Source organism: Ralstonia sp. UNC404CL21Col, from assembly GCF_000620465.1.
Taxonomy (GTDB): Bacteria; Pseudomonadota; Gammaproteobacteria; order Burkholderiales; family Burkholderiaceae; genus Ralstonia; species Ralstonia flatus.
In genome coordinates, this window is record NZ_JIBE01000003.1 from 1,538,075 (window position 1) to 1,555,101 (window position 17,027).

A 17,027-nucleotide genomic window follows, 5' to 3' on the forward strand; every position below is an offset into this window, starting at 1 on the left:
TGAGAGGCTGGAATGGATCGTTTGCAGTCGATGCGGGTGTTTTCCAAGGTGGTGGAGCTTGGCAGCTTCGCCCGGGCAGCCCAGCATCTGTCGATGAGCAATGCCGTGGTCACACGCTACGTGGCCGACCTTGAGGCGCATCTCGGCACGCGCCTGCTCAACCGCACCACGCGCAGCCTGTCGCTGACCGACGTGGGCGAAACCTACCTGCAGCGCTGTGCGCAGATCCTGCTCGACATTGACGAGGCCGAATCGCTCGCCACCTCGCGCAGCCAGGCGCTCGTCGGTGGCCTGCGCATCGTCGCCCCGGTCATGTTCGGGTTGCATGTGCTGCCCATGCTGCTCGCGCGCTTCCAGCAGCTTTATCCCGAGGTGACGTTTGACGTGGCGCTGTCTGATCGGCCGATCGACATCGTCGAGGACGGCCGCGACGTCGGCATCATGGTTTCAGAACTCGGCCTCGGCTCGCACCTCGTCGCACGCCGCATGATTTCCGCCGAGATGGTCATGGCGGCCACGCCGGCCTATCTCCGCCAGCATTCCACGCCGCAGCGCGCCGAAGATATTGCCGAGCACCGCGTCATCGCCATGTGGCATCCGCAACTGCGTCACGAATGGGAGATGAGCACGCCCGACGGCCAGTCGATCTCGGTGCCGGTGCAGCCCTCGCTCGTCACCAGCAATGCCGAACTGATGCACCGCGCGGTGCTCGCCGACATGGGCATCGCGATTCTGTCGTCGTACATGGCCCGGCCGGATCTGGAATCCGGACGACTGGTGCGCGTGCTGCCGCAATACAAGCTGCCGCACCGGTCGCTGTCGCTGGTGTACCCGAGCCGCAAGTTCCTGCCGACGAAGGTCCGCACGTTCATCGACTACATGCTGGCCCAGGCGATGGAGGTCAAGCACAGCGAGGCGCGCGCCGGCCGCGGCCTGAGCGAAGCCGCATAAGCCAAGCCGCATCGCCAAAACAAAACGGGAGGACAGTGTCCTCCCGTTTGTATTGATGCCTGCGAAACCGCGATCAGGTTTCGCTGGTGCTTTCCTCATCGGCCTCGGCTTCAGCGGCTTTCTTGCGCGCCGGGGCCTTCTTTGCGGCCGTCCTGCTTGCGGTCTTGGCGGGCGCCTTCTTTGCAGCGGGCGTCTTGGCGGCGGCCGTCGTCTTCTTCGCCGCAGTCTTGGCACCGGGCTTGCCCTTGCCTTCGCCGCGCGGCTCGAATTCGAAGCCAATCTTGCCGTCGGGCTGCTTGACCAGGAACGCCTTGAAGTTGCGGCCCGTGCGCGCCGACTTGAAGCCGGTCAGCAGGTCCGTCTTGCCCTCAGTCAGCAGCTTGGCCAACTGCTCGCGGCTGATCTCCTGCTGCAGGATGATCTTGCCGGTGGTGAAGTCGCAGGTCTTGGGCTGCGCCACGGCGTTCTCGCACACGTACTTCAAGCCGTGCTCGTAGACGTTGCCGTTGCACTTCGGGCAGTGGCCGACGCTTTCCTGGCCGGAGAAATCGACCGGCTCGCCATCGTCTTCGTCGTTCTGGCCGAAGTCGAACTCCATCTTCCAGTGACCGTCTTCCTGCGCGAGCTTGAGGATGGCCGCAAACGGCCGGCCCATCTTGCTGCGGAAGCCCTGCAGCGGGCCGATGGTCTTGTTAGTCAGCAGCTCTTCCACCTCGTTCAGCTCGAACTGGCGTCCGCCCGGAATCTTGCTGATCGAGAAATCGCAGTGGCTGCAGGCGAAGCGGCGGTAGTTCTCTTTGACCACGTGGCCGCATTGCGGGCACGGCGTGGAAAGCGTCGCGTAGTCGCCGGGGATGGTGTCGCTGTCGTATTCCTTGGCGCGCTTGACGATCTGCTGCGTCATCTGCGCGATCTCGCGCATGAATTCGTCGCGCTCCAGCTGACCGCGTTCGATCAGCGAAAGCTTGTGCTCCCAGCCGCCCGTCAACTCGGCCTGCGTCAGTTCTTCCACGCCCAGCCCACGCAGCAGCGTCATCAGCTGGAAGGCCTTGGCAGTCGGAATCAACTCGCGGCCCTCGCGCACGAGGTACTTTTCCGTCAGCAGACCTTCGATGATGGCCGCGCGCGTCGCTGGCGTGCCCAGGCCCTTGCCGGCCATGGCTTCGCGCAGCGCGTCGTCGTCGACCAGCTTGCCGGCACCTTCCATGGCCGACAGCAGCGTCGCTTCGTTGTAGCGTGCGGGCGGCTTGGTGGTCAGGCCGACCGGCTCGACCTTGTCCGTCTTGACCTTCTCGTCCTTGGCGACCGGCACGAGGTTGGCGTCTTCGCCCTGCGCCTCGCGGCCGTACACGACCAGCCAGCCCGGATTCACCAGCACCTTGCCTTCGGTCTTGAAGTGATGCCCGGCCACCTCGGTAATCCGCGTGGTGACCTGGTATTCGGCGGCCGGGAAGAACACTGCCAGGAAGCGGCGCACCACCAGGTCGTACAGTTTCTGCTCGGGCTCCGAGAGGTTTTTTGGTGCCTGCAGCGTCGGGATGATGGCGAAGTGATCGCTGATCTTGCTGTTGTCGAAGATCCGCTTGTTCGGCTTGACCCACTGGTTGGCCAGGATCTTCTTCGCATGCGTCAGATAGTTGGGCGAGCTTTCGCCCAGCATGTCCAGCGTCTGCTTGACCGTGCCCATGTAGTCTTCGGGCAGCGCGCGCGAATCGGTACGCGGGTAGGTCAGCACCTTGTGCTTTTCATACAGCGCCTGCGCCAGGCCCAGCGTGTTCTTGGCCGAGAAGCCGAAGCGGCCGTTGGCCTCGCGCTGCAGGCTGGTCAGGTCGAACAGCGCCGGCGACATCTGCGTCGACGGCTTCGATTCTTCCGTCACCGAACCCGGCTTGTCGCGGCACGCGGCCACGATGCTCTTGGCCTCGGCCTCGCTCCACAGACGCGAATCGCGTTGCTCTGGATCGAACTCGTTCTTCTTGAATTTCGGGTCGAACCAGCGGCCTTCGTACAGGCCGGCCGCAGCGATGAACTCGGCGCGCACTTCCCAGTAATCGCGCTGGACGAAGCGTTTGATCTTCTCTTCGCGCTCCACCACGATCGACAGCGTGGGCGTTTGCACGCGGCCCACGGTGGTCAGGAAGAATCCGCCGCCCTTGCTGTTGAACGCGGTCATCGCACGCGTACCGTTGATGCCGACCAGCCAGTCGGCCTCCGACCGGCAGCGGGCAGCGTCGGCCAGCGGGATCATTTCTTCGTCGCTGCGCAGCTTGGCAAAGCCGTCCCGAATCGACTGCGGCGTCATCGACTGCAGCCACAGACGCTTCACCGGCAACTTGGTGTTTGCGTGTTGCGCGATCAGGCGGAAGATCAATTCACCTTCGCGCCCCGCGTCACATGCGTTGATCAGGCTGGTGACGTCCTTGCGCTTGATCAGGCGCGTCAGCACCTTCAGGCGCGACTCCGACTTGGCGATCGGGCGAAGGTCGAAGTGCGGCGGGATCACGGGCAGATGCGCGAAGCTCCATTTGCCGCGTTTGACTTCGTATTCATCCGGCGCGGCAATCTCGACCAGGTGGCCAACCGCCGACGAGAGGACGTAGTCGTCGCTCTCAAAGTACTCGTCGTGCTTGGTGAAGCCACCCAGCGCGCGCGCGATATCAGCGGCGACCGACGGTTTTTCGGCAATGATGAGAGCCTTGGACATGTGAGCGGATCCTGGCGATCGCAAGTAATCGGGTAAAGAAGAAGTCGCTTTTCTATAACGACCGTTCGCGTGTTTTTTTAGAGTCTTATGGCAACGCCCGCCGACTTCAAGTGCCGGCGACGCCTGTCAGCGCGCCTATCTGGGCGTCCTCAATGTTCGGCCGGCCCAAATTTGGCCGCCAATCATAAGCGCGGTTCCTTTTCAGGCGCAATAGAGTGGCGCATGCGGCGCTTGGCGTTGTCAAGGCCTGCAATCACGCCGATTCCAGCAGCCAGCCTCGCAAGTCGGGGGCCGCAGCCACCGCCGAAGCCGTGCTCAGATCACGCGAAAGCAAGCCTTCAACAACGCCCGCATGGGGCAAGACGGGGCCGAAAAACAACACATCGCTCCCTCGCTGCACCAGCAGGGTCGGAAAGTTTTCCACGTCGAAATCGCCCAGCGCGTCGGCATGGTCTTCCACATCGACCCAGACGAAGCAGCACTCTGGATGCCGCTGCGCCAGTTCAATGAAGGTGGTGCGGTAGCTGCGGCACGTGCCACACCACTCCGCGCACAGGCACGCGACCAGCAGTTGCCCGGAGCGGATGCCCGCGTGCAGCGCAGCGGCGTCGGTGTCGGGCGAGAGCAGTGGCATGAAAAACGGGGCTGAACGATCAGCAGAGTGGCGAGGGGGTCGCGCCTATTGTAGGCACGCTTTCACGGAAGCCGCAGGAAGCGCCCGCCGGGCTGACGCTCGACGCGGCCATCCAGCTCCAGCGCCAGAAGCTGCGCGGACAGCGGGGCCGCTGCTTGGCCGGTGCGCTCGCACAAGGTATCCAGATCGACGGGGTCAAACCCAAGCGCGTCGAGCAACGTCGTTTCAGCCGCACTCGGCGCCGCGCGGGCTGGGGCCGGCGCGGCCTCGGGTGCCTGGACCGTGGCCGTGCGCGTCGCACGTTTGGCCGGCGTTGCAGCGCGCCCCCAGCCGAGTTCGTCGAGGATATCGGCAGCGGTTTCCACCAGCTTGGCGCCTTGCTTGATCAACAGATGGCAGCCCTTGGCGAGCGGCGAATGGATCGACCCGGGAATCGCAAACACATCGCGCCCCTGCTCGGCCGCCAGCCGCGCCGTGATCAGCGAGCCGGACTGCGCCGCCGCTTCCACCACCAGCAGCCCGCGCGCCAAGCCGGAGATCAGTCGATTGCGGCGCGGGAAGTTCTCGGCACGTGCGCCCATGCCGAGCGGGTATTCGGAGATGATCACGCCAGCCTCGGCAATGCGATGCGCCAGCGCCCGGTTGCGGGCTGGGTAAACAATATCGAGCCCCGTACCTACGACTGCGATGGTGCTTCCCGGACCGGCCAGCGCGCCCTCATGCGCGGCGGCATCGATGCCGAGCGCCAGGCCCGACACGATCGTCACGCTCGCTGCCGACAGCGCCTGGGAAAACGCCCGGGCGTTCTCAATGCCGGCGGCCGTGGCGCTGCGCGCGCCCACCACGCCCACCGCGGCCGCGCGCAGCAGGGAGGCGTCGCCCTTGGTGTACAGGAGGGTCGGCGGGTCCGGCAGTTCGAGCAGGCGGGGCGGGTAGCCGCGATCGGCCAGCGTGAAGATGGCGTTGCCCGGCTCGTTCACCCAGGCGACAGTGCGCTCGATCAGCGCTGACAGCGTGTCGTCGGGCTCGGCGAGCACCGCCCGCGCCTGGCGCTCCGGCAGCACCTTGGCGAGCGCGGCATACGGCTGGGCGAAGATGTCTTGCGGCAACCCGAAGGCCGCCAGCAACTGCCGCGCGGCAACGGGCCCGACGCCGGGGGTTTCAGTCAGACGCAGCCACGCGGCCAGTTCAGCCGGGTCGCGCGTGCAGGAGAGGGAAGCCGTGGAGTCAGCCGCGGCGGGTGCCGCGACCTGGGATGCATCGGTCAAATCAGGGACTGCGGTAGCGCGTAGTTCAGGGTTGCGGCGACATCGGGTTGCTGACGCTGTCGCCCACTTCCACGGTGTTGGAGGCGTCCGTCACCAGTGCATAGGCGACATGCGGGAACACGCGGAACACGAAGGCCAGGCCGTAGCGTTCTTCCGGCAGTTGCACGGCCTCGTTGCCCGCGGTGGCGTCTTTCACGAGCGCACCAGCGCGCGCCAGCGACAGCACGTGGCCCGGCTCCAGCCCCTGCTGGCTGCCGATGTTGAGCACAACCACCTGGTCGGTGCCGCCAAAACGCACGCCGCCAGTCACCTTGGCGACCGCGCCATGCACGTCGCCTTCCGGCGCATGCGGCGTATAACGCACCGGCACGCGCGGCGGCAGTGGCATCAGCTGCGAGCCGACGCCCATTTCTTCCTTGGACGACAGCACTTCCATCTTGGTGACCGCCTGCGGGCCGGTCGCCGCACGCACCACGCGCAGCGTGCCGAGGAAGTCCGCTTCGTAGCCGAGCACGTTGCCCGTCACAGGGTCCTTGAGCGGACGGACGGGGCGATACGCCTGCCATTCGGTGCCAGCCTGGCCGCCTTCGCCTTCCGGCAGCCCGCGGGCGTAGGCGTTTTCGCCCTTGCCCAGATAAACGCGGCCTTCGGGCAGCGAGAAGATGCGCGCCGGCGTGGCCAGCGTTTCTTCATCCACCACGATCGGCTGGGTCAGGAACGGCTCGATGGCGGCGGCCGGAATGCTGGAGATGGCGTCGCCGTCTTGGCCCGACACGCGGGTATGCGGCGACAGGCGCACCGTGCTGCCATCCGCCGACGCCGGCGAACTCGACAGCCACGCGCGGCCATTGGCGTGATGCAGGTACAGGATCTGGCCCGGATAGATCAGATGCGGGTTGCGGATCTGCTCGCGGTTCATGCCCCAGAGTTCGGGCCAGCGATAGGGCCGCTTGAGGTACTTGCCGGAGATCGCCCAGAGCGTGTCGCCACGGCGCACGGTGTACTGCGCAGGCGCGGTGGGGGACAGTTCGGATTCGGGGATGCCCGCTTGGGCTGCGGTCGCGGCCTGCGCCTGTTGCGCCGGCGTCACAGTGCGCTCGGCAGCGTGGGCGGCGCCCATGCAGAAAAGCGCTGCCGCGGCAACCGCCGACAGGGCGCAAACGTAAGACTGGCGCGCTTTCGTGGCAGTTTGCATGGCGGGCTGGGAGTGCATCGGTGTGTTACGATGGCGCATTATTCTATGAAGAATCGGCGAGTGGTCCGCGGGCCTGTTCGACGCCTCACCGCCGCAGCTGTACGCAGTTCTGCGCTGCAGCAAGAGGGGTATGGCATCCAACATTCGTCAGGCTTTTTCCTAAGCCATGTGGCGGATAGCGCCCCCGATTCTGCATGACATTCCAAGCGATCGCAATTGAAGGCAACCCCTCGTTAGCGTGGCCTTCTGCAACCGTTGTTGCCAAGCATCATGGCCCTACTGAATATCCTGCAATACCCTGATCCGCGGCTGCACAAGGTCGCCAAACCGGTCGCCGTGGTGGATGACCGCATCCGCAAACTGGTGGCTGACATGGCCGAGACCATGTACGAGGCGCCGGGCGTTGGCCTGGCCGCCACGCAGGTCGACGTGCACGAGCGCGTGATCACCATCGACGTGTCGGAATCGCGCGACGAGCTGCGCGTGTTCATCAACCCGGAAATCATCTGGGCCAGTGACGAGCACAAGGTCTGGGACGAAGGCTGCCTGTCGGTGCCTGATATCTATGACAAGGTCGACCGCCCGGCCCGCGTGCGCGTGCGTGCACTGAACGAGAAGGGCGAAACCTTCGAGCTGGAGGCCGACGATCTGCTGGCCGTGTGCATCCAGCACGAGATGGATCACCTGATGGGCAAGGTCTTCGTCGAATACCTCTCGCCGCTCAAGCAGACGCGCATCCGCTCCAAGCTCAAGAAGCATCAACGCGACGCGGCGCCCCAGCGTTGAACGCGTTCCCATGCCTGCCGACGCCGACGCGCGCCCTCGCCCCATCCCGCTGATGCCGATCGCTCCCGATGACGCAGGCACCAACGTAAGCCCGCGCCGCCTGTCGGCGCTGCTGGTGCGGCACTGGCGTGCCGTGGTCGTGCTGATGCTGTGCGCGTATTTTGTGGCGGGCACGTTCTGGCGCGCGCCATGGAAGGCGGACGAGCCGTATTCCTTCGGCATCGTCATCAACATCATCGAGCGCGGCGACTGGGTCGTTCCCAACGTCGCCTTCGAACCGTTCGTCGAAAAACCCCCGCTGATGTACTGGACGGGCGCGCTCGCCGCGCTCGCGCTGCCCGACATGCCGCCGCACGAAGCCGTACGCGTGGCGGTGCTGTTCTGGATGGCGCTGACGTGCTGGGCCGTCTGGCGCACGGCGCGCCTGCTGCGCAGCGAAGCGCGCGACTGGCGCTTGCGCGTCGGCGCAGACCTGGCCCGCGGGCGCCCCGGGCTGACGTTGGCCGCACGCCGTGAAGCCGGCCTCGACGCCGGTGGCGCTGCATTGCGCGACTATGCGCTGGGCGCGCTGCTGCTGTTTGCCGGCTGCGTCGGACTGGTCGAGCACGTCCACAAGTTCATTGCCGATGTCCCGCAACTCGCCGGCACCGCGATCGCCCTGTATGGCTTGGTGCGCTTCGTCAAAGAGAGCGAAGCTGGCGGCGCAAAGGGCGTCGACGTCCTGCGACCCGCACTGTGGTTCGGCACGGGCATCGGCGTGGCCTTCCTGGGCAAGGGCGTGCTGGTGCCGGGGCTGTTCGCGATCACCCTGCTGGCAGCGATCGCCCTGTTGCCCGATTTCCGGAACCGCCAGGCATGGCGCTTCTATGGCCTCTCGCTGCTGGTGGCGCTGCCATGGCTGGCGATCTGGCCGGCCATCTTCTGGCACGAATCGCCGGACCTGTTCATCGAATGGTTCTGGGTCAACAACCTGGGCCGCTTCTTCGGCTTCTCGCATCTGGGCGGCGAGAAAGGCGCGCTGACGACGACCATCCGTTCCATCTTCCTGACCGGCACGCCGGCTGTGTGGCCGGCGGTGGCCGTGCTGGCCGTGTCGCTGTACAAGCTCGTGCGGCAGCGCGGGCATGGCGCGCGTACGGCGTGGCTGTTGCCGTATCAGGGGCACCTGGTCATCGCGCTCTTCGTGTTGGCGACGATTGCCGTGGTGCTGCGCTCGGCGGTACTGCGCGATGTCTACCTGATGCCGCTGCAACCGGCGCTGGCCCTGCTCGGCGCGCCGATGCTGCTGCTGATCGCGCCAGCGTGGCGCGCGCGCGCATGGGGCGCGGCGGTGGCGTTGTTTGGCGTGCTGGGTCTGGTGGTGTGGGCCGTGTGGGGCGCGCTCGTGACCAGCGGTGGGCAATTGCTGCCGGGGTGGCTGGCCAAGATGCTGGGCCGCGTGCTGCCGTTGCCGTATGACATGCTGATCCACCCGTTCGCCGTCTTGGCAGCGGGGGCGATTACGGCGCTGTGGGCTGCCTGCGTGTGGCTGCGGCCCGCGCGCTCCGGCGTGGTCGCGTGGGCGGCCGGTCTGGGCATGGTGTGGGGTCTGCTTGGCACGCTGCTGATGCCCTGGGTGGACGACGCCCGCAGCTACCGCCCGCTGTTCCAGGCGATCAAGCCGGTGCTCGAATCGGCGCAGATCTGTGTGGCCACGCGCGGCATGGGCGAAAGCGAGCGTGCGCTGATGCACTACGAAACCGGCGTGCGCCCCGTCAAATGGCTGCTCGGCCACAGCGGTGCCGGCGACGATCACCGCCCCAACCCGACCGCACGCACCTGCGACCTGATACTCGTGCTCGAAAAACGCCCGGAACACGCCCGACGACGCCCGCACGGCAACAACTGGGAAATGGTGTGGCGCGGCAGCCGTCCGGGCGACACCAACGAAACCTTCTCGCTGTTCCAGCGGCGTAGCAATGGCGTGCCCGAGGCGCTGCCGTCGCCCGAGCCCATCGTGCCGCTGACCGACACCCCGCATCGCGGTCGTCGCTAAGCCCAATGCGCTACGCTGTCGTGTAGCGCGCATCCCCTCGTTTTCGGTTTTCCATCCATGACGTCCACCCTTCGCGTAGCGTTTGCCGGCACGCCTGAATTTGCGCAGATTGCCCTGGCGGCGATCCACCAGGCCGGCTTTCCCGTCGTAGCCGTGTTGAGTCAGCCGGATCGCCCGGCCGGCCGCGGCATGCAATTGCAGGCGAGCCCCGTCAAGCAGTACGCCGTCACGCACGGGTTCGCGCCGATCCTGCAGCCGACGTCGCTGCGCCGCACGGGCAAATATCCGCAGGAAGCCGCCGAAGCCATCGACGCCCTGGCCGCCCAACGCCCCGACGTGATGGTCGTTGCCGCTTACGGCCTGATCCTGCCGCAGGAAGTGCTCGATCTGCCGCGCTTTGGCTGCATCAACATCCACGCGTCGCTGCTGCCGCGCTGGCGTGGCGCCGCGCCCATCCACCGTGCAATCGAAGCGGGCGATGCCGAATCGGGCATCACGCTCATGCAGATGGATGCGGGCCTGGATACCGGCGACATGATCGCCATGGAGCGCGTGCCCATCGGCCTGACCGACACGACCGGCACGCTGCACGACACGCTGGCTGCGCTCGGCGGGCGCATGGTGGTGGAGGCACTCGCCAAGCTGGCGCAGGACGGCAAGCTCGACGCCACGCCGCAGCCGGCCGAAGGCATCACGTATGCCGAGAAGATCGCCAAGGACGAAGCCGCGCTCGACTGGTCGCGCCACGCCGCCGCGTTGCTGCGCCAGGTGCATGCGTTCAACCCGTTTCCCGGCGCATCGGCCGCGCTGGATGGCGTGGCGATCAAGTTCTGGCGGGCGGAGGCGCTGGCCGATCGCCCGGCTGACGCAGAACCCGGCACGGTACTCGCCGCCAACGCCGAGGGCGTCACCATCGCGTGCGGCGCCGGTGCGCTGCGTGTGACGCAGTTGCAGAAGCCGGGCGGCAAACGCCTGCCCGCGCGGGAATTCCTGCAAGGCCTGGCGATCCAGCCCGGCCAGCGCTTCGCCTCGCGCAGCTAACCGCTCTATCTATATAGAAGAGGATTTCGCCATGACCGCGCTGGGCATCGTCAATCTGCCGCTCTTCATGCTGGCCGTGTTTCTGCTGAATGTGACGCCAGGGCCCGACACGGCCTATATCGTCGGGCGCAGCGTCTCGCAAGGACGCGCGGCGGGGCTGCTGTCGTCTCTGGGGGTGTCGGCGGGCTGTTGCGTGCACGTGCTGGCGGTCGCGTTCGGGCTGACGGCGCTGCTCGCGGCGTCTACCGTGGCGTTCACAGTCATCAAGGTGGTCGGCGCGGCGTACTTGATTTATCTGGGCGGCCGCATGCTGCTGGCGCCGCCTGAACGCGACGACGCCCCGGCCGAAAAAACGGAAACGCCCGCCGCCCGGCGCCCGCGTCCGCTCAAGTCGCTGTTCATGCAGGGTTTTCTCACCAATGTGCTGAACCCGAAGGTCGTGCTGTTCTTCCTGTCGTTCTTCCCGCAGTTCGTCGATCCGCACGCCGCCCACAAGGCGCTGGCCTTCCTGGCGCTGGGCGCCGTGTTCATCGTCATGTCGACGATCTGGAACAGCTTGGTGGCGTGGGTGGCCGCCAGCGTCACGCGCCGGGTGGCGGGCAAGCCCGGCATCAAGCGGTGGCTCGATCGCGTCGTGGGCACGGCGTTTATCGGCCTGGGCGCGCGGCTGGCGTTCACCACCCGTTGATGCGTCAAGCGTCATCTGCGGCGAAATATCGCGCAAGTGCGGCGCAAACCCTTGAATTTTCAGCGATTATCGCGATCTAACGACTTCACAGCCCCCAACACCCACAGGAGCCACGCCCCTATGTTCAACTGGATCAAGACCTTCATGTTGATGGCAGCGATCACCGCGCTGTTCATCGTCATCGGCGGCATGATCGGCGGACGCAGCGGGATGATGCTGGCGCTGCTGTTCGCGCTGGGCATGAATTTCTTCTCGTACTGGTTCTCCGACAAGATGGTCCTGCGCATGTACAACGCGCAGGAAGTCAACGAGACCAGCGCGCCGCAGTTTTATCGGATGGTGCAGGAGCTTGCCGGCCGCGCCGGCCTGCCGATGCCGCGCGTCTATCTCATCGACGAAGCGCAGCCGAACGCCTTCGCTACCGGCCGCGACCCCGAGCATGCCGCCGTGGCCGCCACGACGGGCATCCTCAATATCCTGTCGGAGCGCGAACTGCGCGGCGTGATGGCGCACGAACTGGCGCATGTGCAGCACCGCGACATCCTGATCTCGACCATCTCGGCGACCATGGCCGGTGCGATCTCGGCGCTGGCGAACTTTGCCGTGTTCTTCGGCGGCCGCGACAGCGAAGGCCGCCCCGCCAACCCGATCGCCGGGATTGCGGTAGCGATCCTCGCGCCGCTGGCGGCGTCGCTCATCCAAATGGCGATTTCCCGCGCACGCGAGTTCGAAGCCGACCGCGGCGGCGCGACCATCAGCGGCGACCCGCAGGCGCTCGCCTCAGCGCTGGACAAGATCCATCGCTATGCGGCCGGCATTCCGTTTGCCGCCGCTGAAGCCCACCCCGCCACCGCGCAAATGATGATCATGAACCCGCTGCATGGCGGCGGCCTGGCCAACCTGTTCAGCACGCACCCGGCCACGGAAGAGCGCATCGCGCGACTGATGCAGATGGCGCAGACTGGGCAATATCCCGCGTAAAAGCGGCAGCCCGACGGGGCGCTTCCTTTATACTTCCGCAGTCCGCACGAGCCCGCCCATCGCGGGCTCGTTGCATTTTGTCCGCCTGATTTCCTGCCGCCCGATGCGCCTGCCGCCCGATTCCCTCGCCCACGCCTTGTCGCTTGCCGCCGCCGCCCTGGGCAAGCTGCGGCAGGGCACGGCATTGCCGCAGGCCATCGATGCCGTTTGCCAGAGCCAGCCCGCACCGGTGCGCGGCGCCGTGCAGGATCTCGCCTACCGCGCCACGCGCTGGCTGGGCAGCACCGACTGGCTGATCCGCACGCTGATCCCGCGCCCGCCCGCCGAAGGCGCCGCCAATCTGCTGCGTGTAGCGCTCGCACAATTGCTGGACGACCCGCTGCCGTACGCACCGTTCACCGTCGTCGACCAGACCGTGACGGCCGCCTCGGCCGATCCCAAGCTGTCGCACGGCAAGGGCATGATCAACGGCGTGCTGCGCCGCTTCCTGCGCGAGCAACAGGCGCTGGTCGCAGACATGCAGGCGGATCCGTCGGCCGCCACCAACTACCCGACGTGGTGGATCGACACCGTACGCAGCGCGTATCCCGACACATGGCAAACCATCCTGGCCGCCGGCAACCGCCGCCCGCCGATGGTGCTGCGCGTGAACCCGCGCCGCATTGCCGTCGACGCGTATCTCGCGCGCCTGGCCGAAGCCGGCATCGACGCCGAGCGCATCGGCGAGCAGGCCGTCCGCCTTGCGCGCGCCGTGCCCGTTGCCGAACTGCCGGGTTTTGCCGACGGCGATGTCTCCGTGCAGGACGCCGGGGCGCAACTGGCTGCAACGTTGCTCGACGTCGCGCCCGGGCAGCGCGTGCTCGATGCGTGCGCCGCGCCGGGCGGCAAGACCGGCCATCTGCTGGAGCTGGCTGACGGCCTGGACGTCACGGCGCTTGAGTCGGATGCCGCGCGCGCCGTGCGTATCACCGAAAATCTCGCACGCCTGAGCCAGACCGCCATGCTCTGCGTTGGCGACGCGGCCCAACCCGACACCTGGTGGGACGGCCGACCGTTCGACCGCATCCTGGCCGATGTGCCGTGTTCGGCCGCCGGCATCGTGCGGCGCCATCCGGACATCCGCTGGCTGCGCCGCCCCGCCGACCTCAAGGCGCTGGTCCGGCTGCAGCGCGACATCGTGCGCGCCCTCTGGGCATGCCTGAAGCCGGGTGGCAAGTTGGTTTATGTCACGTGTTCGATTTTTCCGACGGAAGGCGAGGACCAGGCCCGATGGTTTGAACGCCATCTGGAAGATGCGATACGATTGCACGCGCCCGGCCAGTTGCTGCCGGTCTCGCCCGACGCGGCGCAGACCAGCGGATTCGACGCCGGCGCGTCGCCCTTGCCGCTCGATCACGACGGCTTCTTTTACGCGGTTTTCCAGAAACGGCCTTGATGCACCGACCGTTGTGACTGTCATCCTTCGCCCATCGATCCGGCTGCTGCAAACCCGGTTCCGGCAGATTCTGCAACGGCTGGTCGCGCTGGTCGCATTGGGCATGCTGCTTTGGTGGCCGGTCGCGGCGCCCGCACAGTCCATCGAAATCAACCGGGCGCAGCTGGAATACGCCGACGGCGGCTGGAACCTCTCCGCCGATTTCGATTTCGATCTGCCCAGCAACCTCGAAGACGCAGTGAACAAGGGCATCGCGCTCTACTTCCTCGTCGAATTCGAACTGATCCGCCCGCGCTGGTATTGGTTTGACGACCACGCCATCAGCGCCACGCGCGTGGTGCGGCTGTCGTATCACCCCCTCACACGCCAATACCGGGTATCGACCGGCGGCCTGCAGGTGCCGTTCTCGCGGCTGAAAGACGCCGTCGATTTCATGCAGCACGTGCGCGGCTGGCGTGTGTTCGAGCAGCGCGCCGTCAAGGCCGGCGAAACCGTGCAGGCCGAAGTGCGCATGCGCCTGGACGTGACGCAACTGCCCAAGCCATTCCAGATCAACGCCGTCAACACGCGCGACTGGAATCTCAGCTCCGAGTGGAAGCGCTTCAGCGTGCTGGTGCCGAATGAGCCGCCGCCCGCCCCGGCGCCCGCGCCTGTTGCGCCACCGGCCAGCCCACCGGCATCCTCGCCGCCTGCTTCCGGGTCGTCGGGGCTGTCGCCCAATCCGGGCTGGGGGATGAGCGCCGGCCCGTCCAGCGCAGGCACGTTGCTGGCCCCCGCCAAATGATCTTCGATCGCAGCTACAAGCGGCTGCTCTATCAGGTGGTGGCAGGCACCATCGTCTTTCTGGCGATCGTGCTGGTCGGGCTGCTGGCTGCCGCATCGGCCAACACCGAATTCTTCGACCGGTATTTCACGCTGCTCTACAAGGTCAACCTCGTCATCGGGGTGCTGCTGGTGGTCATCATCGGTGGGCTGATGCTGGCGCTGGCGCTGCGCGCGCGGCGCGGCAAGTTCGGCACGCGGCTGATGACCAAGCTGGCGGTGTTCTTCGGCGTGGTCGGCGTGCTGCCAGGGGTGCTGATCTACCTGGTGTCGCTGCAGTTCGTATCGCGCAGCATCGAGTCGTGGTTCGACGTGAAGGTCGAATCCGCGCTGGAGGCCGGCCTGAACCTTGGCCGCTCGACCATGGATACCGCGCTGGCCGATCTGCAGAACAAAGGCCGCCTGATTGCCGAGCAGGTGGGCGATGGGTCAGCCTCGGCCACGGCCATCACGCTCAATCGATTGCGTGAGCAGTTCGGCGTGCAGGAAGCGACGATCTTCACGGCCAGCGGCCGGGTGATCGCCACGGCGTCAAACACCTACGACACGCTCGTGCCGAACCTGCCCGATCAGGCTGTGCTAGAGCAGGCCCGCGCTCCCGGCGGCTATGCGAGCCTGGAAGGCGGCAGCGATGCGGAAACCGATAGCGCCTCCGCGCCCGCCGCTTCGGCACCTTCGGCACCTTCGGCACCTGCGGCACCTGCGGCACCACGCGCCAACGGCCGCCGAAGCGATCTGTACCAACTCCATGTGGTGGTGGCGCTGGGAACAGCGTCCCGCGACGAACCGAGCCTCGGACTGAGCACGCCGGCACGCAAATGGGCCGGCACCGGTTTGCTGGCAGACCGCCGGCCGGAAGATGGCGGTGGCACCTCGCGCGGCTTCGGCCTGATCGGCGAGAGCGGCCGCGACGAACGCTTCCTGCAGCTCGTGCAGCCGGTGCCGCAGGCGCTCGCGCGCAACGCCGACGCCGTCCAGCGCGCCTACCAGGAATACCAGGAGAAAGCGCTCGGCCGCACCGGCCTGCGCAAGATGTATATCGGCACGCTCACGCTCACGCTGTTCCTGGCGGTGTTCATCGCGGTGATGCTCGCGCTGCTGCTCGGCGCGCAGCTGGCACGGCCGCTGCTAATGCTGCTCCAGGGCACGCGCGAAGTGGCCGAGGGCGATCTCTCGCCCAAGCGCGAATTGCATACGCGCGACGAACTCGGTGTGCTCACCCAGCAGTTCAACCAGATGACGCGGCAGCTGGCCGACGCGCGCCGCGCCGTGGAGCAGAATCGCGCGGCACTCGAGCAATCGAAGGCCTATCTTGAGAGCGTGCTGACCAACCTGACCGCGGGCGTCTTCGTGTTCGACCATCGCTTCGTGCTGCTGACCGCCAACCCGGGTGCCGAGCGCATCTTCAAACAGCCCTTTGGCGCGTGGGTCGGTCAGGGGCTGACCAGCATCACGCCGGTGGCGGCCTTCGCGCCGGTGGTCGAACAGGCCTTTGCCGAGCAAGACGCAAGCACGGCCGCCGGCGGCGCGGTGGCCCACTGGCAGAAGCAGGTCGAAATTCCGCTCGAAGACGAAGACGAGCCCCTCACGCTGCTGGTGCGCGGCACGCGCCTGCCCGGCCCGTCCGTCGGCGCGCACGGCACCGAGCGCGGCTACGTGGTCGTGTTCGACGATATTTCCGACGTGATCTCGGCGCAGCGCTCTGTGGCGTGGGGCGAGGTTGCGCGGCGCCTTGCGCACGAGATCAAGAATCCGCTCACGCCCATCCAGCTCTCGGCCGAGCGCCTGGAGATGAAGCTTTCGCCCAAGTTGTCCGAGGCGGACGCCGATGTGCTGCGGCGCGGCGCCACCACCATCGTCAATCAGGTGGCCGCGATGAAGCGCATGGTCGATGACTTCCGCGACTACGCCCGCACGCCGCCGGCCATGCTGCAGGAGCTGGACCTGAACGCGCTGGCCGCCGAGGTGCTGCACCTGTACGGCATCGATCACCCTGACCGCCGCGACCATCCCGTCATCGAAGCCAAGCTGGGCGCCAATCTGCCGCTCATCAAGGGCGACCCGACGCAACTGCGCCAGGTCATCCACAACCTCCTGCAGAACGCGCAGGACGCCGTGGCGGAGAACGAAGCGGCCGGGCGACCTGCTCCGCATGTCATGTTGCAAACTGACACGGTAGAATACGACGACGCCTCGGGCGCGCGGCGGCAGGCCGTGCGGCTTGCGATCGCGGACAACGGCGGCGGGTTCTCTTCCCGCATCCTCAACCGCGCCTTCGAGCCGTACGTCACGACCAAAGCCAAGGGCACAGGATTGGGCTTGGCCATGGTGAAGAAAATCATGGACGAGCACGGGGCGCGCATCGAATTGCGCAACCGCCAGTCCAGCACAACATCGGGCACATCGGGTACCGACACCGTCGGCGCCCAGGTTTCCATACTGTTCGTAAAACTCGCGTAGCGCGGACGGCAATCCCGCCGCACATAG

At 66.6% G+C, this 17,027-nt stretch carries 13 protein-coding genes; 9 read left to right on the forward strand and 4 right to left on the reverse strand.

Going from position 1 to position 17,027, the window contains the following annotated elements:
• Positions 1-12: 12 nt before the first annotated feature.
• The gene (locus N511_RS0107265) at positions 13-951 is read left to right on the forward strand and encodes a LysR family transcriptional regulator (protein ID WP_009239399.1); all 939 of its coding nucleotides are present in this window, start codon (positions 13-15) and stop codon (positions 949-951) included.
• Between the two features lie 73 nt (positions 952-1,024).
• Here N511_RS0107265 and N511_RS0107270 read toward each other — a convergent pair whose 3' ends face one another.
• The 4 genes from N511_RS0107270 to N511_RS0107285 all read right to left on the reverse strand — a co-directional run bounded on the left by N511_RS0107270 (position 1,025) and on the right by N511_RS0107285 (position 6,770).
• On the reverse strand, positions 1,025-3,655 hold the full coding sequence (locus N511_RS0107270) for a DNA topoisomerase III (RefSeq protein WP_027678685.1): 2,631 nt from the start codon (positions 3,653-3,655) through the stop codon (positions 1,025-1,027).
• Positions 3,656-3,908: 253 nt separating this feature from the next.
• Entirely contained in the window at positions 3,909-4,289 is a 381-nt protein-coding gene (locus N511_RS0107275) for a thioredoxin family protein (protein ID WP_027678686.1), read from the reverse strand.
• Between the two features lie 62 nt (positions 4,290-4,351).
• On the reverse strand, positions 4,352-5,557 hold the full coding sequence (gene dprA / locus N511_RS0107280) for a DNA-processing protein DprA (RefSeq protein ID WP_027678687.1): 1,206 nt from the start codon (positions 5,555-5,557) through the stop codon (positions 4,352-4,354).
• Positions 5,558-5,582: 25 nt separating this feature from the next.
• A complete protein-coding gene (locus N511_RS0107285; RefSeq protein ID WP_027678688.1) occupies positions 5,583-6,770 on the reverse strand; it encodes a LysM peptidoglycan-binding domain-containing protein in 1,188 nt (395 codons plus the stop codon).
• Between the two features lie 252 nt (positions 6,771-7,022).
• Here N511_RS0107285 and def point away from each other — a divergent pair, with 252 nt between their 5' ends.
• From def to N511_RS0107325, 8 genes are all read left to right on the forward strand, one after another.
• Entirely contained in the window at positions 7,023-7,538 is a 516-nt protein-coding gene (gene def / locus N511_RS0107290) for a peptide deformylase (protein WP_027678689.1), read from the forward strand.
• A gap of 10 nt (positions 7,539-7,548) precedes the next feature.
• Entirely contained in the window at positions 7,549-9,573 is a 2,025-nt protein-coding gene (locus tag N511_RS0107295; RefSeq protein ID WP_027678690.1) for an ArnT family glycosyltransferase, read from the forward strand.
• A gap of 57 nt (positions 9,574-9,630) precedes the next feature.
• Positions 9,631-10,614: a methionyl-tRNA formyltransferase gene (gene fmt, locus N511_RS0107300; protein WP_027678691.1), complete on the forward strand. Its 984-nt coding sequence runs from the start codon at positions 9,631-9,633 to the stop codon at positions 10,612-10,614.
• 31 nt (positions 10,615-10,645) lie between these two features.
• Positions 10,646-11,302, forward strand: a complete 657-nt coding sequence (locus N511_RS0107305) for a LysE family translocator (RefSeq protein ID WP_027678692.1) — start codon at positions 10,646-10,648, stop codon at positions 11,300-11,302.
• Positions 11,303-11,422: 120 nt separating this feature from the next.
• The gene (gene htpX / locus N511_RS0107310; protein WP_027678693.1) at positions 11,423-12,283 is read left to right on the forward strand and encodes a zinc metalloprotease HtpX; all 861 of its coding nucleotides are present in this window, start codon (positions 11,423-11,425) and stop codon (positions 12,281-12,283) included.
• A gap of 103 nt (positions 12,284-12,386) precedes the next feature.
• Entirely contained in the window at positions 12,387-13,718 is a 1,332-nt protein-coding gene (rsmB, locus tag N511_RS0107315) for a 16S rRNA (cytosine(967)-C(5))-methyltransferase RsmB (protein WP_027678694.1), read from the forward strand.
• 13 nt (positions 13,719-13,731) lie between these two features.
• Entirely contained in the window at positions 13,732-14,502 is a 771-nt protein-coding gene (locus N511_RS0107320; protein ID WP_027678695.1) for a DUF4390 domain-containing protein, read from the forward strand.
• Entirely contained in the window at positions 14,499-17,000 is a 2,502-nt protein-coding gene (locus tag N511_RS0107325) for a sensor histidine kinase (RefSeq protein ID WP_027678696.1), read from the forward strand. Before N511_RS0107320 ends, N511_RS0107325 begins: the two co-directional genes overlap by 4 nt.
• Positions 17,001-17,027: the final 27 nt, after the last annotated feature.